Source organism: Chryseobacterium endophyticum (assembly GCF_056333165.1).
In genome coordinates this window covers 167520-191551 of sequence record NZ_JBWGXE010000002.1, presented here as the reverse complement: position 1 = coordinate 191551, position 24032 = coordinate 167520, and the positions used below count along the sequence as shown (strand labels likewise).

At 41.8% G+C, this 24032-nt stretch carries 15 protein-coding genes; all 15 read right to left on the bottom strand.

The window, feature by feature from the left end:
• Positions 1–160: 160 nt before the first annotated feature.
• Positions 161–2086: an alpha/beta hydrolase-fold protein gene (locus tag AC0N32_RS05310; protein WP_476392823.1), complete on the bottom strand. Its 1926-nt coding sequence runs from the start codon at positions 2084–2086 to the stop codon at positions 161–163.
• Positions 2087–2565: 479 nt separating this feature from the next.
• On the bottom strand, positions 2566–4188 hold the full coding sequence (locus AC0N32_RS05305; RefSeq protein ID WP_476392822.1) for a glycoside hydrolase family 43 protein: 1623 nt from the start codon (positions 4186–4188) through the stop codon (positions 2566–2568).
• A gap of 69 nt (positions 4189–4257) precedes the next feature.
• Positions 4258–5976, bottom strand: coding sequence for a glycoside hydrolase family 43 protein (locus AC0N32_RS05300; RefSeq protein ID WP_476392821.1), 1719 nt, complete (start codon positions 5974–5976; stop codon positions 4258–4260).
• A gap of 49 nt (positions 5977–6025) precedes the next feature.
• On the bottom strand, positions 6026–8521 hold the full coding sequence (locus AC0N32_RS05295) for a glycoside hydrolase family 95 protein (protein ID WP_476392820.1): 2496 nt from the start codon (positions 8519–8521) through the stop codon (positions 6026–6028).
• Between the two features lie 3 nt (positions 8522–8524).
• Positions 8525–9823 carry an MFS transporter gene (locus AC0N32_RS05290; protein WP_476392819.1) on the bottom strand — a complete coding sequence of 433 codons (1299 nt, stop codon included), beginning with the start codon at positions 9821–9823 and terminating at the stop codon, positions 8525–8527.
• Positions 9823–10458 carry a bifunctional 4-hydroxy-2-oxoglutarate aldolase/2-dehydro-3-deoxy-phosphogluconate aldolase gene (locus AC0N32_RS05285; RefSeq protein ID WP_476392818.1) on the bottom strand — a complete coding sequence of 212 codons (636 nt, stop codon included), beginning with the start codon at positions 10456–10458 and terminating at the stop codon, positions 9823–9825. The genes AC0N32_RS05290 and AC0N32_RS05285 overlap by 1 nt, the downstream gene beginning before the upstream one ends.
• A complete protein-coding gene (locus tag AC0N32_RS05280; RefSeq protein ID WP_476392817.1) occupies positions 10455–11453 on the bottom strand; it encodes a sugar kinase in 999 nt (332 codons plus the stop codon). Before AC0N32_RS05280 ends, AC0N32_RS05285 begins: the two co-directional genes overlap by 4 nt.
• Before the next feature lie 102 nt (positions 11454–11555).
• Positions 11556–12974, bottom strand: coding sequence for a glucuronate isomerase (gene uxaC, locus AC0N32_RS05275; protein ID WP_476392816.1), 1419 nt, complete (start codon positions 12972–12974; stop codon positions 11556–11558).
• 100 nt (positions 12975–13074) lie between these two features.
• Complete coding sequence (locus AC0N32_RS05270) at positions 13075–13890, bottom strand: SDR family oxidoreductase (RefSeq protein ID WP_476392815.1); 816 nt, start codon at positions 13888–13890, stop codon at positions 13075–13077.
• 45 nt (positions 13891–13935) lie between these two features.
• Positions 13936–15114 carry a mannonate dehydratase gene (gene uxuA / locus AC0N32_RS05265; RefSeq protein ID WP_476392814.1) on the bottom strand — a complete coding sequence of 393 codons (1179 nt, stop codon included), beginning with the start codon at positions 15112–15114 and terminating at the stop codon, positions 13936–13938.
• A gap of 88 nt (positions 15115–15202) precedes the next feature.
• Complete coding sequence (locus AC0N32_RS05260) at positions 15203–17161, bottom strand: RagB/SusD family nutrient uptake outer membrane protein (RefSeq protein WP_476392813.1); 1959 nt, start codon at positions 17159–17161, stop codon at positions 15203–15205.
• Between the two features lie 11 nt (positions 17162–17172).
• On the bottom strand, positions 17173–20067 hold the full coding sequence (locus AC0N32_RS05255; protein WP_476392812.1) for a SusC/RagA family TonB-linked outer membrane protein: 2895 nt from the start codon (positions 20065–20067) through the stop codon (positions 17173–17175).
• 91 nt (positions 20068–20158) lie between these two features.
• Positions 20159–21487, bottom strand: a complete 1329-nt coding sequence (gene xylA / locus AC0N32_RS05250) for a xylose isomerase (RefSeq protein WP_476392811.1) — start codon at positions 21485–21487, stop codon at positions 20159–20161.
• Positions 21488–21585: 98 nt separating this feature from the next.
• Positions 21586–23070 (bottom strand): xylulokinase, encoded by a 1485-nt coding sequence (locus tag AC0N32_RS05245; protein WP_476392810.1) that lies wholly within the window; start codon positions 23068–23070, stop codon positions 21586–21588.
• An 18-nt stretch (positions 23071–23088) separates the two neighbouring features.
• Positions 23089–23814 carry an NUDIX hydrolase gene (locus AC0N32_RS05240; RefSeq protein WP_476392809.1) on the bottom strand — a complete coding sequence of 242 codons (726 nt, stop codon included), beginning with the start codon at positions 23812–23814 and terminating at the stop codon, positions 23089–23091.
• Positions 23815–24032: the final 218 nt, after the last annotated feature.

Here is a 24032-nt window from a genome sequence, read left to right as displayed (position 1 = left end):
ATTTTTGTTGACACAAGGTTAACTTTTCCTGGTTTATCATGTAAGCAGGCAAAGAAATGTTCGGCAGGCTGATCTGATGAAGTGTGCACATCATCGATCTGCTTCATCACCGGCACTGTCGCTCTGCATCTCCTTCTAAAATGTACGCTGGTCTCCGGATTTATTTGAAAAGCAGCTGCGCAAAGTTGTACAGGTTGTTCCTCCATACCGGCCAGGTGTGACCGCCCGGATATTCGGAATAGGTATATTTAATGCCCAGATCATCCAGTTTTTTCATCATCACCTGGCAGTTTTTGTAAGCGATGTCTTCTTTTCCGCCCATCGAAATCCAGAAGTTCTTGATGTTGGAATTGATCTGCGATTGGTTATTGGTCATAAACTGATATTCTTTGTCCGCTACTTCCTGAAGTGAAGGCAGGATCCATCCTGAACTGAAAACACCCAGCGAGGAAAACATATTGTAATTCTTAACACCTGTGTGCAGCGTGTAGATTCCGCCCATTGAAAGTCCAGCCAATGCCCTGTTGGCCGCATCTTTTTTAATCCTGAAGTTAGCTTCGGCAAACGGGATTACCGATTCTTTCAGTTCCTTATCAAACATCTGCAGGTTTCTCGCCCCGAAGTTCCCAAATCCGGCAGGTCCGATATTGGCGTCCGGCATGACAACGATCATCGGTTTGGCTTTGCCTTCGGCAATCAGGTTATCCATAATCAGGTTGGTTTTTCCCTGCATGGCCCATCCGCTTTCGTCCTCACCGCCGCCGTGCAGGATGTACAGCACCGGGTAAGAATCAGCGATATTTTTATCATAGCCCGGCGGCGTGTAGATGAATACCCTTCTCCAGGAATTGGTTACTTTCGAGAAGAAATTCTGAATTCTGATGTCTCCGTGCGGAATGTCTTTCATCGCATAATAGCCATCACCCGCAAACGGCACTTCGATTCCGCTGGCGTATCTTCCCATTCCGTAAAAAGTTTTGCTGGAAGGGTCAGCCACCGGTACATTGTCAATGACCATCGAATAATAATGGAATCCTTCGCTTAAAGAATCGGTGGTGGTTTTCCAAACGCCGTCCGAATCTTTGGTCAGTTCATATTTTTTGCCGAGATCGATCTGAACTTTCTGTGCCTCCGGAGCTTTTACCCTGAAGATAGCTTTTCCGTTGGGCATGATTTGTGGGTACTGCGCATTCCTGATATTGGTTTCGGCAGGAAGACCCAATACAGTAAAATCTGAAAAGGTTTTTTTATCAACAGGTTTAAAAATCAGCTGGGAGAAAATATACAGATCGTTTTTCCATACTTTGAAATCGTGGCCACCCGGTTCGATGTAGAAAATATGCGGAATTTTATTCTGCGCCAGATAATCGTGGGTTCTTTTGCTGAACGGCATGAGTCCGTCTGCATCACCACAGGAAATCCAGAGCAGTTTTAATTCCTTCGCCTTTTGAGGATTCGGCAGCAAAAGCTGTGGTTCTTTGGTATTCGGAGCCGATGAGAAGCCTCCTACCCACGCAAATTTGTCGATGTTTCCAAGCCCGAAGTTCAGGGTTTGTCCGCCTCCCATGGACAGTCCGGCAATGGCGCGGTTCTCGCGGTCTTTTTTAACCGGAAATTTCTTTTCTACATAAGGGATTAGGTCATTCAGTAAATCCTTTTCAAAAGTAGCGAATGCTTCCACTTTGTCTTTGGCCATGATGTTGCCGGTTGCGCGGTCGTCTTTCATCGCTCTTCCGTTTGGCAGCACTACAATCATCGGGGTAAGTTTGCCCTGTGCATAGAGGTTATCCAGGATGATCTGCGGTGTTCCGTTCTTGTACCATTCTTTTTCGTCCCCGCCAATTCCGTGAAGCAGGTACAATACCGGATATTTCGTCCCCTTTTTGAAACCCGGAGGCGTGTATACCAATGCTTTTCGCGTAACCCCAACTGTTTTTGAAGGATATTGAATGGAGTCGATTTTGCCGTGGGGGATCCCGGCATTAGTCACATCGAATCCCGCAGGTGCCTGTCTCTGTGTATTCTGGGCGGTGATCGGTACCACGATCATTAAGGCACCTATCATAAGTAGAGAAGTAATTTTCATTGGTTTTTATTTGTAATTTTTACACTTATTAATTTAGATAAAAAAATAAACCCTTCCCGGTATTATTTTTTTGGTTGTATATTGATTTCGCCCCTTCAGGGCTTGGCTTTGTTATGCTGTTTTTGTCATAGGACTTACACTCTATGCTAATGTAAGCCGCCCTTTCAAAGCTTGGTATCGTTCTGCTATTCTTGTCATAGGATTCACACCCTATTCTGATGTAAGCCGCCCTTTCAAGGCTTTAAGATTCTATCTGGTTTTTTAAATGATGTATATTTTATTTAATTGATTTTTATAACGTTACACCCTACACTGATGGATATCGCCTTTTCAGATCTTTAAATTCTATCCGGCTGTTAAATTTATGTGTTTTTTCTTTCATAGGTTTACATTGTGGTATGTATTTCATTGAACAGTGTTCTGATTTTACCGATGTTGCCGGGTTTTGCGAATTTAAAATTAACATTAAAGTTTCCGGATTATTCAGCCTTATTCAAATCTGTATTGACCCTGAAGAAATCGACATCCACAAAACCGCCCGGATCTTTGGTGGCATAATTGAAGATCGCAAATTTGGAGCCCATGAACAATCTCCGGTAATCAAAAATCATTTTGTAATCTTTTGCCATTTCGGTCCAGTTTTTCTGGTCGGTGCTGTAATAAAAATCTGCCAGGTCTTTTCCCAGGTTGAAATTGGCGTCAATTCTGAAATACACCTTGTCGGCATTCAGAGGAACCCGTTTTTTCTCTTCTTTTTTAACGCCCGTCACAGCTTTTGTTTTATTATCCAGGCTGACTTCATTAGTCGAAAATACAATGTATTTTTTGCCACCTTCCTTCACCACAGACAGGATCCCGGAATCTCCGTTGAATGCACTGAACCCAGCCACGTCACCATCTTTCATTCCTTTTACATCCAAGGCTACTACTCCGCTGGATTTCGGGCCTTCCATTCTCTGCGTCAATGTATTCGGTGCAAGATAAAGGTTGTCCACTACCCTGCTGGTTTTCAGTCTTAAAAAGCCTTTTCGATCGGATAAGGACCAGGATTCATTCACCGGATTGTGGTTCCACTGCCATTGGATTTTCATTTTTTTATCGGAGAATTCGTCGCTTTCTACCAGATGGTTTTTCGGTCTGAACGGCGGAAGCGGAACTTCTCCTTTCAAAGGAACTTTTCCGTTGTCACCCAATACCGGCCAGCCGTCTTCCCATTTCACGGGAAGTAAAATCGGAACCCGTCCTACCCCGTTTCTGTCCTGAAAGATCAGGGAATACCAGTTGCCGTTTTTATCATCAATAAGAGCACCTTGACCGGCGTAAGAAAATCCTAAAAAGTTGTCTTCGAGAACGACTTTCTTCTCAAAAGGCCCGGTCACTTTATCGGCCCTGTATACTTCCTGACGACGCTTCACGCCTCTCGGCCAGGAAATCATCATCATGTAATATTTCCCATCTTTTTTAATGATCTGGTTGCCTTCCAGCAATCCTGTTTCAGATTCATCTCTCTGAAAAACCTCTGTACCGTCCTGATTCCCGATGATGGTTTTAAAATCCGGGCTCAGCTCAAAAACTTTGTTGGAAGTGAAGACATACACCCGGTCGTCATCGTCAAACAACAAAGACGCATCGTGAAAATGTCTTGTTCTGGTCAACAGCTTCCAGTTTCCTTTTTCGGGATTGTCGGTAACATAGAAATAGGATCTGAAAGGCTCGTCATTCGGGGAAAACAGAACATAGTATTTTCCTTTGTGATACCGGATGGACGATGCCCATTGCCCGCGACCGTAAACGGTTCCGTCCAGCAGATCGTATTTGGAATTATCATTCAGAGTTTGAAAAACGTAGCTAGACATTTCCCAGTGCACCAGGTCTCTTGAATGCATCACCGGTGCGCCCGGCATGAGGTGCATCGTGGTGCTGATCAGATAGAAATCATCGCCGTTGCGGGTGATGGACAAGTCCGGAGCGTCGGCCCAGATGATGGGATTGGTAAATTCTGTTGTCGCTTTTCTCTGAAAAGGGTTTATCTGGGCTGAAAGTGAATTCAGCCCGATAAATCCCCAAAAAGAAACTATATAAAATGATTTTTTAATATTCACGGTTGGTGGTTTAGGTGTTTGGTAAGTTGCAAACGGGCTGAAGCCCGTTTCTATTGATATGGAGCCAGATTAATTCGGTACAATATCGTTAGACAACGTGCTGTATAGCCCGATCAAGCTTCCGGTGAAACCGCCGGCCACATCGGTGGATAAAATGTCTCCGGAAACCGGTCCGCCCAGGTTTTTGAAGTTTTTACCATCCAATGCATAGTTGAAGCTCAGGTTATCATTTTCGCCCGCCACCTGAAGTTTAATGGTTTTTGACAATGAAATTTTTTCGCTGGCAATTAATTTTGAAACTCCTTTTTCGGTTCTTTCCAGCACGATGTAATAGTCTTTGCCTTTTTTGGTAATTCCGAAGACATAATTGAACCTTTCACTTTGGTAGCAGGTAATTCCGGCCAGTTCTTTTTCGGACTTCGGTTTGAAATCCAGGGTTACGGACGTCTCAAAATCTTCATGCTGTAATCTGTGGAACAACGCGGATACCGGGGCCAAAGCTTTGATATTCGTTTCCATCGGATTCACTTTTACCCCATTTTTCGTAGAAGTAATGAAGTTTTCACGCGGTCCGCGCATGGCGATCCAGCGGTAATCCAGGTTTTTATCGGTCAGCTTATCGTTGTACGTAAAGTTTCCGTTCGGGAAGAATCCATTTTGTCCGGTCTGGTTTTGAGTGCCTTCCGGTAATTTCAATTTCGGTTTCATCGGAACCAGTCCGTTCTGGAACACCGGATACGTTCCGCTCCAGTCTACCGGAAGCAGGAAGGTTTCCCGGCCTTTGTTCACGCGGTTATTGACATTCGGACGAATGGCCAGAAATACACCGTACCATTGTCCGTTCGGTCCTTCCACCAAGTCGGCGTGGCCCGCCCAGTCTACTTTTTCCTTGCGGTCTTTCGGGAAATACCGCTGGGTAAGGATCGGGTTGTTTTTCGCCGGAACAAACGGTCCTTTCGGAGAATCGGCCATAAAGATCACTTCGCTGTGCCATCCGCCGGTACCGCCTTCCGCGCACATCAGGTAATATTTTCCTTTGTATTTGTATAAATGCGGACCTTCGATCCAGATCGGTTTCTGAGTAATATCGACACCGCCATTAACAATAATCCTGTCAGATCCTGCTACCAACTGGTCTTTTTCCAGATCGTAATCCCACATTTTGATAACGCGGTGCCCCTGATACTGCTCGGTTCCCTTTGGCGGTGCATCGTTGTGAACGATGTACGCTTTTCCATCGTCGTCAAAGAAGATGGCAGGATCGATCCCGTCGAAATTCAGCTTCTGGACTTCGCTCCAGCCCTTTGCCGGATCTTTGGTTTTCACGACCATATTTCCAACTCCGCCCGCGATCTGCGTGGTGATCATGTAGAACGTGTCGTTGTATTTATTATATTTGATGTCCGGTGCATAAATTCCCTGGGAAACACCTCCTTTTTCTACTTTTAATTGAGAAGGCCGATCCAATACGTGGCCGATCTGCTTCCAGTTGACCATATCTTTCGACGTGAAGATCGGAACTCCCGGAAACATGGAAAATGAAGAATTCACCAGATAATAGTCGTCTCCTTTTTTGGTGATGCTCGGGTCCGGGTAACAGCCCTGAAGAATCGGCGAATAGAATTCGTCCGGTTTCAGTGGATTGTCATTGTATATTTTGTCGTTTCCACGGTAGTTGAAATCGGAAAAGGTCTGAGCAGAAATGTTGCTCACGCTTAAGAACGCTGCTGCCGTCAGCAGGGTGAATTTGTTCTTTAAAAAATTCGGATTCATGGGTCTCTTTTTCATATGTAAATTTCTTAATTTTTTTTCTGTTATATTTTAATAGGATTTTATCCTATTCTATATTAAGCCGTCCCTTCGGGACTTTTTGTTTTATTTTTAATTTATAGATTTTTCCGGCTTCCGTCGGGAAATCGTAAATCAAATGGTTTTTCATTTCAACGGGATTCAGTTTTGCCTCTTTTGAGATCAACGGTTTTTTAATTTCAGGAATTTCAAAAAAAGGATTCGGGTTTTTGCCTTCCGCTTTTTTAAGTTTTGTTTTTCCTTTTAATTCCATTTCGTCCGGAATCCTGATTCTGCAATTTCCGCCTAATGCTGATTGTATGGTAATTTCTTTAGTTTTATGATTTTCCCAGACGATGCTCACTTCAAATCCGCCATAGGTTTTCAGTCCGGAGATGTTGCCGTTTTTCCATTCGTCAGGAAGTGCCGGAAGAATGTCAATGAAACCGTTCTGCGTCTGTAGCAGCATTTCGGTGATTCCCGAGGTACAGCCGAAGTTTCCGTCGATCTGGAACGGCGGATGGGCATCGAACAGATTCGGGTAGGTTCCGCCTTTGCTTCCCCAGCCGTCTTTTTCCACCAAAGTTAATTGGTCTTTAATTAATTTATTCGCATGATTTCCGTCGAGCAGTTTTGCCCAGAGATTCACTTTCCACCCCATACTCCATCCTGTGGAAACGTCGCCTCGATGGATGAGGACGGTTCTTGCAGCATCTGTGAGTTCCGGCGTGGTGAACGGGTTGATTTGATTGGACGGAAATAATCCGTACAGATGAGAAACGTGGCGGTGATTGTCTTTCGGGTCGTCCCAATCGCCCATCCATTCCTGCAGCTGGCCGTAATGTCCGATCTGCATCGGCGGTAATTTAGAGATAATTTTATTCCAAACTTTTATTTTATCGGAATCTACATTAAGAATTTCTGCTGCTTTTTTTGTCTTGCTAAAAAGGTCAAACATCAGTTGATTATCCATTGTATTTCCAGCTGCCAAAGCACTTCCCTGATGTCCATTCGGAATATTTTCGGGAGACATGGACGGGCTTACGACCAACCAGTGATGCATAGGCTCTTCGATAAGAAAATCTTCGTAGAATTGTGCGGCGGATTTCAGAATCGGATAGACCGATCTGAGGTAATTCAGATCCCCGCTATACAGGTATTTGTCCCACAGGTGCTGGGAAAGCCAGGCTCCGCCCATCGGCCACATGCCGGCATTGGCAAAGTCCACCACCCCGGTAATTCTCCAGATATCGGTGTTGTGGTGAGCGACCCAGCCACGGCTGTTGTACATGGTTTTTGCCGTTTCCTTTCCGGATTCACTCAAGTCTTTTACCATCCTAATCAGCGGTTCATGCATTTCTGGCAGACCGGTTTTTTCCGCCGGCCAGTAATTCATTTCCGTGTTGATATTGATGGTGTATTTGCTGTCCCACGCCGGTTTGTTGGAATTGTTCCAGATACCCTGAAGATTGGCGGGCTGACCGCCTGGCTGTGATGAGGAAATCAGCAAATAACGTCCGAATTGGTAGTACAATGCAATCAGCTCAGGATCGTAAGATGTGGCAAAGTTTTTAATCCTGATATCGGTGGGATTTTTTGCCGCATTGGAAGTGCCTAAATCTAAATTAACTCTTTTAAAATAGCTCTGATAGGTATTCAGATGATTTTTAAGTAAAGTGTTGAAGCTTTTAGGTTCTGCTTCCGAAATGTATTTTTTGCTTTTTAAAACTTCGTCGGTGCTTAAAGTTTTGTAATCGGTAAAATTGGTTGCAATGGAAATCAGAATGGTGACCTCACTGGCGTTGCTTACGGCAATACTGTTTTCTGAAACTTCCGTTTTGCCATCTTTATTAAGGATTTTTGCGATTGCACTGAATCTGACTTGTCCCTGAACGCCGTCTAAAGTTGAAGACAAACCTTCCATTTGCAATGTATTAGTATCAATTGCTTTGCTGTTTTTTTTGAGTTCACTGTTGAATTGAGCTAAAAAACTCAGGGCATTTTTTTTGTCTGAACTTAATTTGATAACAATTACATTATCAGGAATCGAAGCGAAAACCTCTCTTTTAAAATTGATCCCGTTGGCTGAGAAAGTGGTTGTTGTAATTGCTTTTTCAATATCTAATTCTCTGTAGTAATTTTTAAAATCACTACTATTTTTAAAGTCAAGAATTAAATCACCAATATTCTGGAAGGCTGAACCGTGAAGGGTTTTTGCCGTTAAACCTTTATCCGCAAGAATCTGGGCACATTTGTAATTTCCGTTAAAAAGGTAATATCTGATAGAATCCAGGACTTTCGGACCGTCAGGATTATCGTTCCGCGAAGGGCCGCCGGACCAGAAGGTACTTTCATTCAGCTGAATTTTTTCTTTAGCAGGATCTCCAAAAACCATTGCTGCAAGCCGCCCGTTTCCGATCGGCAATGCTTCCACCCACTGTTTGGCAGGTTTGCCGTACCACAGCTTGTATTTTCCGCCTTTCTGGGCAAAGGAAAATGCGCTTATGAAAAGACAAAGGGTTAATATGGAAAACCTGATATTCATTTTTTAAATTTTCTTTTCTGAAAAAGAATTTCCGGCAGCATTTCTATTAATCAGCCAAATAATCCCCCAAGCGGCGACATACGAAATTCCTGCAATGAAGAAAATGATGTTGTAGCCTCCGTTGATATTTCCTGCTTTTTTGAATGTATCCAAAACTATCCCGATAAAAAGTGGAAAAAGAATTCCGGCTGCCGAACCCAGCATTCCGCCAAAACCGATGACCGAACTGACATAATTATTGGGTAATTTGTCTCCCACCGTCGTCATCAGATTGGCGCCCCAACCCTGATGTGCCGCTGTAGCAAAGGCAATAATAATGGTAATCAGCCACATATTGTCGACATATTTTGAAAACATGACCGGAACGACCATTAAAGCAAATAAAAGCATGGTAAAACTTCTTGCTTTCCCGATGGCCCAGCCTTTTTTAATCAAAACTGAAGACAAATAGCCGCCACCGATACTTCCGATCGTGGTTCCGCTGTAGATGATAATCAACGGGATGGAAGGTTTGGTCAAATCCATTTTAAAAACATCTGAAAAATAGGCAGGAAGCCAGAACATAAAGAAATACCAGATCGGGTCGGTAAGCATTTTCCCGATAGCGAATGACCATGTCACTTTGTACTTCAGTAATTCTGAAAGCGGAATTTTTGACTGTTCCTTTGTTTTTCCGTCCTGATCACTTTTGATATATTGAAGCTCTTCAGAAGTCAGTTTTTTTGTTTTTTCGGGAATCTGATAAAATCTCCACCAGAGTAGGATCCATAATAATCCTAATGCTCCGATCCAGACAAAAGTTTCTCTCCAGCCGTAATGTCCTAAAATAAACGGAACAAGAAGTGGTGCCAGGATAGCCCCAACCGTGGCTCCGGAATTGAAAATACCGGTGGCCAAAGCCCGTTCTTTTTTAGGAAACCATTCTGCGACCGATTTAATGGCAGCCGGAAAATTTCCTGCTTCACTGATTCCCAATGTGCTCCTTGCAATGATAAATCCAACCGTGCTTTTCACAAATCCGTGACCGATAGACGCAAGACTCCATACAATCAAAGAAACGGCATATCCGATTTTGGTCCCTACCCTGTCGATGAATCTTCCCATCGCCAGATATCCGATGGCATACGTTGCTGTGAATGCCATGACAATATAGCTGTAGTCTTTTTCATCCCATACGAATTCTTTTTCCAGGATAGGTTTTAACAACCCCATTACCTGACGGTCGAGATAATTGATGGTCGTCGCGAGAAAGACCAGAGACAGCATGAACCATCTGATATTGCGGTTTTTTTGAGCCTGCATTAGTTTTGATTAAGTTGTTGTAATAAATTTTTCACTTTTTCGGTGAGTTCCTGTTCTTTCAAATCTGATTTTACCAGGGAACTTCCTAATCCAACAGCGATTGCACCGCCATTGAACCATTCATTGATATCCTCAACATCGGCATTTACACCACCAGTCGGCATGAAATTCATTCCCGGAAAAACGGGCCGGATCGATTTGATATAATTTTTACCTAAAGCATCGGCCGGAAATATTTTAACTAAATTAAGTCCGCTCTGAAAAGCCTGGTTAACATCCGACGGTGTAAAACATCCCGGAATCAGCAGCACATTTTTCTTTACCGAATGTCTGATAAGCTTCCTGCTAATAACCGGTGTAATGATGAAATCAGCTTTTGCATTGGTGTAATCGTCCATTTCATTTGTATTTTTCACCGTTCCGATTCCTAATAAAAGTCCGGGGAATTCTGTGGATGAAATTTCCTTAAGTTTGGTAAAATTTTCCAAAGCCTGCGCGCCGCGGTTGGTATATTCTATGACACGGATTCCACCGTCGTAAAGGGCTTTCACCGTATTTTTTGAAACCTCAAAAGATTCGTTGTAGAACAACGGAACGATTTTCTGGTCTTTTATTTTCTGTATGACTGGATTCATAATTTTTCGATATTTATAGATTCGTCAATGGTGTCGCCTTTTACAAATAGTTTTTTGAAGGCCACCCTTGTCGCATCTTCCAAGATTTTCTGTGAAGGGTTTCCTTTGATTTTTCCGTGAATTAATGCTGCCATAAACGAATCGCCGCTGCCGACTCTTTCCTCGATCTTATCGGATTGGTATTGTTCCGAAACCAAAAGCTGGTCAGTGAATAAAGTCGCATAATAATTCACTTTTTCACCATTTGTGAAACGAAATGTGTTGGCTATCATTTCCACATTCGGGAATTGTTTCTGAATTTGCAATGCTGATTTTTCGGCTTGCTTTAAAAGATTTTCGTCATCAAAATCTCCGTTCAGTTCATATTCAATCGGGATTTCTAAAAATTGCTGAATCGACCAGATATTTCCCATCAGAACATTCACAAAAGGTATCATTTTACTGATCAATTCAGATGGATTTTTGTCTTTCCAAAGTGCTGCACGGTAATTTAAATCCAAAGAGACTGTGATATTTCTTTTCACCGCCTCCTTCATTAAATCAAGACATTTTTGGTAAGCGTTTTCGCTCAATGCCGGTGTAATTGTACTGATGTGAAGCCATTTAACTTCAGAAAAAATTTCATCAAAACTAAACTGAGAAAAATCGGACTGTGTAAAAACGGATGGAAAGCGGTCATACACTACCGAAGCGTTCTGCATATCACCGTCCGATGATAGGTAAAAAGTTCCGATTCTCCCATTATTTTTTTCTGCCAGAATCTCAATTCCTTTGTTTTGAAGTTGAACTTCCAATTGATTTCCGACAAAATTTTCCGGTAAAACGGAAAGTAATTTAACTGGATTTTCCCATTGCGAAAGTGCAGAAGCCACATTATATTCTGCACTACCAATGAAAATTTTCATCGCCTGTTCATTCAGCCAGTTTCCTTCTGAATCAGGAGCAAAATGGAGCAGCAGTTCTCCAAAACATACTATTTTCTCTGAAGATGCCATTGGCTTTTTCTGTTTTAAATTTTAATTTTGTTTTCGTTTACCCGCAAAAGCATTGTAAACTTCTGCGGGATAACTACTTTTCATTAGATTTATTTCAAACGATTAGAATCCGAAATAGTTTTTGGTATTGTAATAACAGATATCCTGTATTATCTTTCCGACCCATTCTTCGTCGTCAGGCAGCAGTCCTTTTTCCATCTCGCTGCCAAACATATTGCAGAGCAGCCTTCTGAAGTAATCGTGTCTTGAGAATGACAGAAGGCTTCTGGAATCGGTAAGCATTCCCACAAATGTGCTGATCAGTCCGATATTGGACAGCGTATTCATCTGCTTTTTCATTCCGTCGAGCTGGTCTAAAAACCACCACGCTGCACCAAACTGCACTTTAGATTTGATACCGCTTTGGTTGAAATTCCCCGCTAATGATGCCAGCACTTCGTTAAACGTAGGATTAAGATTGTATATGATCGTTTTAGTGAGTTGATCTTTAGCATTTAATTCATCTAAAAGAATGCTCATCTTTTGGGAAAAATATTGTTCGCCAATAGCGTCATATCCGGAATTGGCGCCGATTTTACGGAGCATGTCGGAATTATTATTTCTGGTTGCGCCCACATGAAACTGCTGTACCCAGCCTTTTTCATGATACATACGGCAAAGCTCTTTCAGCAGGTGTCCGCATAAAGCTTCGGGATTTGAAAAAGCCGGTTTATTTCCCTTTAAAAATTCTGAAAATTCGGTTTCCAGACTTTGATTCCAAAGGGTTGTACAGGGAAAATATTCGAAGCCGTGGTCTGCCACTTTTGCTCCATTATCTGCAAAATAATTAATTCTGGATTGAAGTGCATTCAGCAAATCTGAAGATGAATTAATTTCGGTCCCGCAGACCTTTTCAAGTTTTTTGATACCAGATAAATATTGTTCCGGATTGATGATGTTGATGTAAGCATCCGGACGAAAAGCCGGTAAAACAGCCGTTTTAAAGCTGCTTTTTTTCAAAGCTTTATGATAAGCCAGATCGTCTGCCGGATCGTCTGTTGTGCAAAGCGCTTCTACCTTAAAATTTTCAATGATAGATTGTGGCAAAAATTCTGATGTCTGCAGACTCGCATTCATCTGATTGTAAACAGATTCCGCATTTTTTAGCGAAAGATATTCTTTGATTCCGAAAGGATTTTTAAGCTCAAGATGCGTCCAGTGGAATAATGGATTTCTGAGTGTATTTGGAACGACTTCTGCCCATTTTTTAAATTTTTCCAAGTCTGAGGCATTTCCGGAAATGAATTGCTCATCAATACCGAAATTCCTCATAGCGCGCCATTTGTAATGGTCGCCATCCAGCCAGACTGCTGTTGGAGAACGGAAATTAAGATTCCTGGAGATAACATCCGGTTCCAAATGGTTGTGATAATCGATAATCGGCATTTCCTTCGCATACCCGAAGTAGAGATTTTCTGCTTTTGCGGATCCTAGTAAAAATGACGCTCCGAAAACTTCTTTATTGTTATTTGAATGAGTCATTATCTGGTTTTAATGATTCAAAAATTATTTTTTTTAAAAACAAGACCTTATGTTGATTAAGATCTTGTTTATTTAAATATGAAGAAAATATAACTTTATCTTAAACGCCGCTAAAAGCACTGAAACCGCCATCAACAGGCAGTAAGGCACCGGTAATAAAACTTGCGGCTTCTGAACAGAGGAACTGTACAGCTCCGTTCAGTTCTTCTACTTCGCCAAATCGCTGCATCGGTGTTTTGGCAATAACTTTCTGACTTCTCTCCGTTAATGAGCCATCCGGGTTCAGGAGAATTGCGCGGTTCTGGTCACCGATGAAAAATCCCGGTGCTACTGCATTCACTCTTATTTTATCGCCGAATTTCAAAGCAACATCCGAAGCCAGCCATTGGGTAAAATTGGTAATCGCCGATTTTGCTGCCGAATATCCCGCTACTCTTGTAATCGCGGAATAAGCTGCCATGGAGGAAATGTTTACGATGCTTCCAATTCCCTGTTCGGCCATCACTTTTCCAAATACATAGCTTGGATAAACGGTTCCGTTGATGTTCAGATCGGTCACCTCATTCCAGCCTTCTATTTTCATGTCGAAAAATGACTGCTCTGGAGATAAGGTTGCCGACGGGATATTTCCGCCTGCGATATTTAAAAGAATATCTATTTTGCCATATTTTTCTGTAATCTTTTTTGAAGCTGCTTCAAGGCTTGGGATGTCCATCACATTGGCTTCAACGGCGAATGCGTCACCGCCTGATACCGTTAATTCCTTAACAAAGGCATCCAGTTTTTCCTGGCTTCTGCCCAGTGCCACTACTTTTGCCCCTGCATCTATGAAACTTTTTGCCAGACTTCCGCCTAAAACACCGGAAGCTCCCGTAATAATGGCTACTTTATCTTTTATGCTGAATATTTCGTTCATTTTTATGATTGATAAATGATGATTGATATTGATTAAAAACGAGTGCTAATTTTGTCTGGCCATTTCGTTTTGAATGGCGGCCATTGCGCCTTCAATCTGACCTAAAGCCAGCATTCTTCCTAAAAACGAATAGCCAGGATTGTAGCCTTTATCAATATCTTCGGTTAAAAGTCTTCCGTGATCTATTCTCATTGGTAAATCCGGATTTTCTTTTTCAAAAACTCTTATAACATCGATCAATTTTCCTCTTCCGCCTAAATGATGCGCTTCGATGAAATCGCCATTGTCAAAAACATTGGTGCTTCTGAGGTGAACGAATTTCGTGCGGTGCGCAAACTTCTTGGCAAGCTTTGGAACATCGTTATTAAGATTTGCGCTTAAAGATCCTGCACAGAATGTCAGTCCGTTATGTGGATTGTCTACGGCATTCAGGAACCAGTCGATGTCTTCTTCATTGGTTACAATTCTCGGTAAGCCTAGTAATGAAAACGGCGGATCGTCGGGATGCACACACATCTGGATGTCCCACTTTTCACAAACCGGCATTATCTTTTCCAGGAAATATTTCAGGTTTTCACGAAGTTTGTTTTTATCAATTCCATCGTACAAAGCCAATAAATTATTGAACTTTTCTACCGGGTTCAGATCGCCTTCCTTAATATTTCCGTTTACGAATCCCTGGGTTTTTACAATCACCGAATCAATCAAATTATTATTATCTTCTTCGGTAAGGGTATTTTTAAGTTCTTCCACTTTCTGAAGGATTTCCGGCGTATAATCTCCCTCTGCCCCTTTTCTTTTTAAAATATGAATTTCAAAATAAGCGAATTTGGCTTTATCAAAATATAAGGATGAAGAACCGTCTTCCCATTCGTGGAAAAGGTCGGTCCTGGCCCAGTCGAGCACCGGCATAAAGTTGTAACAAACAGTTGTTACACCGGCTTTGCCCAGGTTTTCGAGACTTGTGATGTAATTTTCTATTAAAAAGTCGCGGTCTTCACCTCCGTATTTAATGGCTTCACTCACAGGGAGACTTTCCACTACAGACCAGCGAAGACCGTGACTTTCTATGTAGTTTTTATAATCATTGACCGCCTCTAAACTCCAGACCTGTCCGTTGGGAATATCGTGAAGTGCTGAAACAATTCCTTCCACTCCGATCTGACGGAGCGTCTTCAATGTTATTTTATCTTTTTTGCCAAACCAACGCCATGTTTTTTCCATAATCTTCAATTTTTATTCATTAAACAAAGCAGGTGCTTTTTCACGAACACCTACTTTGTTATTAATATGAATGTAAGAATAAAATTAATTAGTATCCAGGATTCTGGAATTTCGCTTTCACATCTGCACTCACTTCCATCGCATCAAGCTGTCCCTGTGGAATTGGTCTCAGATAATGGAAAGGCTGAATATTTCTTGTTACAGTCTGCGGAGTGTGATCACCATATGATGCACCTCCAATCTGATAGGTTGCTGCGTATTCTGCCCACTTCTGCGTACGTACCAAATCATACCATCTGTAGAATTCCCCATAGTATTCTCTTGATCTTTCCGCAAGGATGTAATCAATAGTGATTGTAGCAGGGGTCGCAGAGATCATTGCTGCACTATTATCTGCTACAAAAGCAGTATTTTGCGCATTGTTAAACTTCCATTTCCCTGCTCTTGCACGGATAACGTTGATAAGATCTCTTGCGCTCATAGCTCCGGAAGCACCCTTCACTGCTGCTTCAGCTGCAATAAAGTAGAATTCAGAGAACTTAGCTACTGAAAAAGGACGGGTAAGGCCTGCGTTAGGATATCCAAGACCGTTCGGGTCGTCTGTACGGTAGGTTCCTATTTTCCATAAACCAGGATAAACGATTCTATTGATTCCATTAGGAGCAATTATCCAGTCTGCCCTGCCAGCAAGTGTTCCGGCCCCTACCCCGCTTTGTCCTGCACCGGTAGGATATGAAGGGGTTTGTGAATCATCATTAAGGAAACTTAAAATAGCTCCACCCGGCTGTACCGGTAAGTTATTCGCATTGTAAAGTGTTCCTACCGTAGTAAGGCCTGTTCCGTTTTTGTTCCAGTTTCCACGGTATGTGGTTACAAAAGTACCATCGTATCTTGAGTCATTGGTTTTATCTGCGAATGTATTTTTGATTACGCCTAATGTAGGACACATACGTACCCAAGGACGACCCAGAGACTGAGCTGCTTCACGCTGTACTGAACTAACAATATCGGTAGCAGGATTCCAAGCCGTGGTTTTGCTACTTTTGATAGCTGTATAATTCCAGGTCTGCATCCATGCAGCAAAATTATCAGGAGCCCAACCAGATCCGAAACCAACAGGATCACTTTCGTTATAATACGTGCTGGATTGCGTATGGTCTGCATACAGCATACTTTCTGTATTTCTGTCGTTCGAACCTACGTTAACATCATAAAATGTAGGCTGTAGAGCATAACCATTAGGGTTGTTGATTCCTTCTAAAGCTAGATCATAAGCCTGCTGAAAATACCACTGTGCGTTATGTCCATTAGGATCGGTTCTTGATGTTTCCGGGTACGTAGGTATATTATTGGGATTCTGGAGCCACCATCCATATGTAAGATAGGCTTTGGCCAACATAAGTCTGGCTACATTTTTTGTTACCCCTCCTGTTACGCGCGGTGCCGTAGGAAGATTATCTATGGCCATCTTAAGATCCGGAAATATTGCTTTCGTATAAACTTCCGGAACAGTATTTCTTACAAATGAAGTAGAAGGAAGTGTATTATATTTTAGTTCTCCCTGTCCCATATCTAAAGGAATCCCTCCATAAGTCTGTACAAGCATAAAATAATCAAACCCTCTGAAAAATCTTGCTTCTGAGATCATGGATTCTGCGATACCGAACCCAGGACCTTTTTCAATAATTCCGTTTGCGGTATTGATATAAGGGAACACCGCTCCCCATACCATACTTGTCGGAAACGTGTTAGGATTAATATTTCCTTGACCAGACATGTCAAGTTCCTTAAAGTTTCCATCGGCACTTTGTGCCCATGTTGATTCGTCTGTTCCGTTCTGACAGTTACTCATAAAGTAACCATTTCCGTACAGAAGTCTCATTTGTCTGTATAATGCAGTAAAACTCTGCTTTACACCATCGGGTGTATTGAAATAATCAACACTATATCCCGATCTTGGCTGCTCGTCAAGAATTTCGTTACAACCTGTAAATGTTAATGACAGGAAGATGGCTCCCAAAATCATTTTTTTATTAATATTTATCATGACTCTACAGTTTAGAAGGTTAAGTTAAGTCCCATTAAATAGTTCCTTGTAGATGGATTGTTTGTTCCGATCACAAGCTGACGGCTTTGATATCCGCTTACGGCCTGGTTTTCATTCCCTAGAGAGTTAGGTTCCGGATCCATTCCTGAGAATTTGTGGTACGGGGAAAACAATACGAGAGGATTTGTTACAGTAAAATAGATTCTGAAGCTATTGATTTTTAAATCTTTCAGGAATTCTTTATCAATATTATACCCTAATGTAATGGTACGCAATTTGAGGTAGGAAGCATCAAACATAGCGAGTGTGGAAGAATACTTAGGGTTATCACCACTCAGGTGTCTTCCGGGACGTGGAAAATAAGCGTCGGTGTTGTTTTCTGTCCAATAGTCTACATCAACGTTATTACCTCTACCTGTAAGTCTGTTTAGATAACTTGCAGATCCGTACAATGTACTTACAAGAATACCACCTTGCTGAAATGCTCCCACTGTACTGAGTTCAAAATTCTTATATGAAAATCTCATATTAAAACCTCCCTGAAATTTAGGAGCCGTATCAAAAATCTGACGGTCATCGGCATTGATAGCTCTCGTTGGCGTGCCATCAGCGTTATAGCCTCCGGTATATAGAACTTTGATTGATCCTATGACATCGGCAGCTGTTCCCGGCTCAAGAATATTCTGATAAGGATCTCCCGCCTGCCATAATCCAATGTACTGATAATCATACAGAGAATTGATGTTATGACCAACAAACCAAAGATTATTTACGTCACGTTGTGTTCCTGAAGCAAGGGATAATATTTTATTTCTGTTTGTATAAAAATTCACTCCGGCTTCCCAAGAAAAACCATCAGGATTATCGAGAATCAATCCGTTTAGAGAAACTTCAAAACCTTTATTTTCGGTTTCTGCAACATTCTGAACTATTGATCCCCAACCACTTGACGGTGCCAGACTTTTTTGAGTAAGGAGGTCCACCGTATGCGTTTTGTAATATTCAACACTACCTGTTAACCTGTTTGCGAATAACCCGAAATCAATCCCATAGTTTTGTGTTCTTGAATATTCCCAACCCAATCCCGGATTCGGAGCCTGGTCACCATAAACACCTGTACTTCCCGTTCCCCCAAAGTTGTAAGGAGCGACATTCATTCTTCCCATTGTAGAGTAAGGATTCACAGCCTGGTTTGAGGTTTGACCCCATCCTGCTCTGAATTTAAGAAGGTTTAGTGCCTTTATGTTTTGCATAAAAGATTCATTGGTAACATTCCATCCTACTGAGATCGCAGGATAAGTATGCCATTTGTTACCTGGAGCCAGCCTTGAAGATCCGTCCGCACGAAGTGTCGCCGTCAACATATACTTGTTATCATAGGTGTACATCACTCTTCCCATTGCAGAAAGTAATCCGGTCTGTGAATAGCTCTGATCTTCCGGTCTTACGGTAATGTCAGCTTGAGGAGACTGTCCCAAGTTATAATACTGGAAGAAATCAGCAGGAACATTCTTTGCACTCATGTAAGAGCTTATCAAACGGTTTCCTTCGGCAGAATACAATCCTACTGCATTAATTTTATGTTTACCGAATGTACGATCATAAGTCAGCAAATTTTCCAAAACCCAATGGTAAGTCTGGTTGTTTCCTCTTCCTGCTGCTGACGGAGCTGACGGGTTAGTACTGAATACGCCGACCCCTGTATAATTTCCATTATTTGCCGTACGGTAGTCCAAACCTACATTCAACCTGTATTTTAAACCGTTTAACGGGAGATTAACCTCCCCATATAAGTTGTTATAAGATGCGAATGCTTTACTTTCATCAACATATTTATCTCGTAATGCTTCCAGGTTCTGGCGGGTATAAATCCAGCTCTGATCAATACCACCTGCCGTTGTCATAATAGTTTTAGGAGTTCCGTCAGCTCTGTAAGGATCTACCAGTGGAGAATATCCTAATACAGCTCCCGGATTCACTCCATTTCCTTCGGAGATAGCATAATTGGTATTTGTAGTAAAACCAAAACGGAACATTTTACCTACCTGCTGATCAACTGCAGCACGCAAAGCAAATCTTTCATAGCTCTGTAGAGGAACAAGTGCATTCTGCTTATAATAAGATAATCCTACGTTATAGTTACCTCCTTCTGTACCTCCTGAAACACCGATGTCATGACTGGTCATCATAGCAGGTTTATAATATAAACTTTGCCAATCTGTATTATTGCTGTTGCTTTCATCTGCACCATTGGTGTAAAGCGGTGTCGTGTTTCCGGCGGGAGTGGCATAAGCACGGAGCTGTGCAAATTGCGGCCCATCCATCATGGGATACTTTGAGAAAAGGGTCTGAACTCCAGTAAATGTATTATAAGTAAACCTAGGTTTTTGTCCTTTTGAACCTCTGTTCGTCGTTACAAGGATAACCCCATTCGCTCCTCTTGAACCATAAATAGCGGTTGCAGAAGCATCTTTAAGGATATCAAGACTTTTAATATCACTCGCACTAATGTCACTTAGAGATCCTACAAACGGAATTCCGTCAAGAACAATTAACGGGTTGTTATCACCTGTTAATGATCTTGTTCCTCTGATCCTGATCTGCATGGCAGCACCTGGCTTGGTGGAGGTTTGAGAAATATCAACACCTGCTGTTCTTCCTTGTAATGCCTGCGTAATATTGGCGGAAGGTACCTCGCGAAGTGCGTCTCCCTTTACCGTCGCCACAGATCCGGTTACGGCTTCTTTCCTTTGGGTACCGTATCCGATCATGACAACTTCCTCTATTTTGGTCTCCTTAGCCAAAGTATCTTTCTTAGCCTGAGAGTACACTAAACCGGAAGGTAATAAAGCCATGGCAAAAAACACTGCCGCTTTATTGGTTTTAGCTGAATAAAATCGGTTCATAATTATTATTTTTAAATATTAGGGTTGAAAAAAGGCCATTAATAATTATAATTCTTAAAATCCTTAGTGTTAGCAGCCTTTTTTGGATTGATTAGATATACATGTTCACAATAGCTTCAAACAATTCCTGTTTTCCGCTTTTTGGCTGTGGTTCCCCGATTTCATGTGCTATTCTCTGAAGATCCTCCAAGGTAAGATTTCCTTCTTCGAATGCCTTTCCGTTTCCGTTGTCAAAAGAAGCGTAGCGATCTGTTCTTAATTTTTTATAATCTGATTGTTCAAGGATGTCCGCTGCTGCCAAAAGTCCTTTTGCAAATACGTCCATTCCTGAGATATGAGAGATAAACAAGTCTTCAGGATCGATAGAGTTTCTTCTGATCTTTGCGTCAAAATTAACTCCTCCGTTTCCTAACCCTCCTGCAGGAAGAAGCACAAGCCAAGCCTGAACCATCTCCAGGTAATCTACCGGGAACTGGTCTGTATCCCAGCCATTCTGGTAATCCCCCCTGTTGGCATCGATACTTCCTAAAAGACCGGCATCTACTGCCACCTGAAGTTCATGCTCAAAAGTGTGTCCTGCCAGTGTAGCGTGGTTTACTTCGATATTTAATTTAAAATCTTTATCCAATCCGTAATGTCTCAGGAAGCCGATTACCGTTTCAGAATCGTAGTCGTATTGGTGTTTTGTAGGCTCCATCGGTTTAGGTTCGATCAGGAAAGTTCCTTTAAAACCTTGCTGACGAGCATAATCTCTTGACATGGAAAGGAAACGCGCCAGGTGATCTTTTTCACGTTTCATATCGGTATTCAGAAGGCTCATATATCCTTCTCTACCGCCCCAGAATACGTAGTTTTCACCACCTAAAGCAATCGTTGCGTCGATTGAATTCTTCACCTGAGTACCAGCGCAGGCCAGTACATCGAAATTTGGGTTTGTAGAAGCTCCGTTCATGTATCTTTCATGCGTGAAAACGTTCGCTGTTCCCCATAAAAGCTTGATGCCAGTTTCTGCCTGCTTTTGCTTGGCATATTCTACGACGGCCTGAAGGTTTTTCTCATAATCTTTCCAGTTATCCGCAGGATCTACCAGATCGATGTCGTGGAAACAATAGTAACTGAAGCCCATTTTAGACATAAACTCAAAACCAGCGTCCATTTTGTGCATTGCTCTCGTAACGGTATCGTTTCCGATATCCCAAGGATGGTGAATGGTAGGCCCCCCGAATGGATCGCTGCCGTTTGCACATAAGGTATGCCACCATGCCATCGCAAAACGCGTCCAGTCTTTCATAGGTTTTCCCATGACAATTTTTTCAGCATCATAATAGCGGAATGCCATTGGATTTCTGCTTTCCTTTCCTTCAAATTTAATTTTGTCGATACCTGTAAAAAACTCTTTCGTACCTGTTAAAGTGTTCATATTTTTTATTTATTTTATTTAAAGTTTGCGTAGTGATTCCCTTCTCACTGATGTAGAAAGATCAGTAAGTGCCAAGGAATTTTTTCCGCTGATTCGTTTTAGATTATTTCATTAAGATGATGTTTCCATCTTGTATAGGCTTCCAGATATTGTTCCTGTTTCTCGTGTTCAGGCTCTATCACTGCAATTTTTTCGAGTGATGCAAATGCTTCTTTGGAATCTGCATAAAACCCTATTCCAATTCCCGCCGCTCTTGCAGCTCCCACAGCTCCGTCGGTATCGTAAAGCTCAATAACCGCATTGCTGACACTGGAAAGCGACTGGCGAAAAATTGAACTTAAAAACATATTGGCATTTCCCGCACGAATCACCTGAATATCCATCCCAATATTTCTCATGATGTTCATTCCGTATTCGTAAGAAAATACGATTCCTTCCTGCGCCGCGCGCAGAATATCCCCTTTTGTATGGATATTGAAATTGATTCCGTGAATCGAGCAGTTGGTCTCTTTATTTTCCAATACTCTTTCTGCTCCGTTTCCGAAAGGCACGATGCTAAGCCCTTTCGAACCCACCGGTGAAAGTGATGCCAGTTCGTTCATATCTCCGTACGAGGACAGTGAAGTGGCAAAATTATGTTTCAGCCATGAATTCAGAATTCCCGTACCGTTGATGCAGAGCAAAACACCCAGTCTTGTCTGTTCCGGGGTGTAATTAACATGGGCAAAGGTATTTACTCTTGATAATTTATCGTATTCCAGCTGATCGAGCACTCCATACACGACTCCTGAAGTTCCGGCCGTGGAAGCGATTTCTCCAGGGTTAAAAACATTCAGTGAAAGAGCGTTGTTCGGCTGATCTCCGGCTCTGTAAGAAATCGGTGTTCCTTCTTTTAAACCCAATTCCTGGGCAGCGTCTGCAGATACCGTAGCCTGAATTCCGAATGTAGGGATAATCTCAGGGAAGAAGCTTTTAGGAATACCGTAATAGCCGACTACATCTTCCGAAATACAGTTGTTTTTAAAATCCCAGAAAATACCTTCGGAAAGCCCTTCTATCGTCATTCCGATCTGTCCGGAAAGTTTCATAGCGATATAATCTCCCGGAAGCATTATCTTGTCAATCTTTTCAAAAATTTCCGGTTCGTTGTCTTTTACCCAGGCTAATTTCGATGCGGTGAAATTTCCCGGTGAGTTTAATAAATGCGACAGACATTTCTCTTCTCCGATTTCTTTAAACGCTTTTTCACCATACGGCACTGCGCGGCTGTCGCACCAGATGATCGAAGGTCTTAATAAATTCTGGTCTTTATCAACCAGGATCAGGCCATGCATCTGCCATGTGATTCCTATCCCTTTGATATCTTCTTCATGTATTCCCGATTCATGCATGACAGCTTCGTGAGCAAGTTTCAGATTCGTCCACCAGTCTGCAGGATTCTGCTCTGCCCATCCGGGATTCACAGCGGTGATTTTCATTTCCTTTTTTGGGGAAAATTCTGAAGCAATCACTTTTCCGCTGGATGCCTCGATGAGACAAACCTTTACGGAAGAACTGCCGATGTCATAGCCTAGTAAATACATAATTTATATAGAAGCGTGTTATTTGATTAGTTTAGTATTGTTTTTCTTGTAAATTTTAGCATCGAACTTATAATATCTTGCTGCCCGATGCGACACATTTTTTTCAATTTCATCCAACGGAACAATATAGTTGAAGGAGGATATCTTTTTATGAAAATTTTTAATATCAATATATTTTTCACTTAATGCGCTGTAAAGCTGATATAGCTGTCTGATGGTAAATCTTTTCGGCAGCAGCTCAAAAATGATCGAGAAATCCGTTTCTATCCATTTTCTGATTTCCACGAGCGATTCACTGATGATCTTGTTGTGATCGAATGGCAACTGCGGTACCTCATCGATCGGAAACCAGTCTACAGTATCATATTTCGTACTGTTAATTTTGTGGTCGATCTTACAGAGTGAAAGGTAGGCTACCGTAATGATGCGGTCTATATCATGCTTGTACTCTTTGCCCATCCATTTGATGTCGTGTGCATTATTGGCACGGCTGGGATCTGCAAAACATTTAAACTGTTTCAGGACCATCTTCTTGATCCCCGTAAGTTCATGAAGTACTCTCTGAGCCGCATCATCTACATCCTCATCACTAAAAATCAGACTGCCTGGTAATTTTCGCTGTCTCTCTAAAGGTATATCATCTACATGACGCTGAACCAATAAAATGTTTAAGCGGTTTTCGTAATCAAATCCGAATACTACACAATCTACAGATACATACGTATGAATAAAGTTGGGGCTCATTTAATTGTTAACATTTATGTAACATCACAAATATAAAAATTCAAATGAATAAAAAAAATAAATTTACTCCTATTACCTACATATCAACCATTTACATATCGATTTTTTATGATAACAATTGTATATAATTTATGATAAGGTTATCATTAAAAGTACACTTATAATAATCTTAAGACGTGAGTTTACAACATTTTGTAAAAAAAATGTTAAAAAAAATC